The sequence below is a fragment of the Adlercreutzia equolifaciens genome (assembly GCF_029076695.1).
In the GTDB taxonomy this organism is placed as follows: domain Bacteria; phylum Actinomycetota; class Coriobacteriia; order Coriobacteriales; family Eggerthellaceae; genus Adlercreutzia; species Adlercreutzia equolifaciens_A.
Window position 1 is genome coordinate 1 of sequence record NZ_JARFIK010000345.1, and the last position, 305, is coordinate 305.

Consider the following 305-nt stretch of genomic DNA (forward strand, 5'->3'; position numbering starts at 1 on the left):
CTGCATTTACGCTCTGGGCTACATGGAGGACTTCCAGGCTCATGAGCCCGTGGGCGCGCCGGATCGCCGTCCGATGTACTTCGCCCTGATGTTCGTGTTCCTGTCGGCCATGTTCCTCATCGTGTTCGCAAACAACATGGAATGGATGTTCACGGGCTGGGAGGTAACCACCCTGTGCTCCTTCTTGCTTATCGGCTACACGCGTACCGAGGAGGCCATGAGGATCGCCTTCCGCCAGATCATCATGAATCTTGCCGGCGGCCTGGGCTTTTTGGTGGCGCTGTACTCTTGCGCCCTGACGGTGG

Annotated in this window: 1 protein-coding gene; it reads left to right on the plus strand. The window is 59.0% G+C overall.

Features of this window, described 5'->3' with window-relative positions; genetic code table 11:
* Positions 1–305: proton-conducting transporter membrane subunit (locus PZH32_RS12680; RefSeq protein ID WP_275208610.1), on the plus strand; the 305-nt coding region annotated here is incomplete at both ends.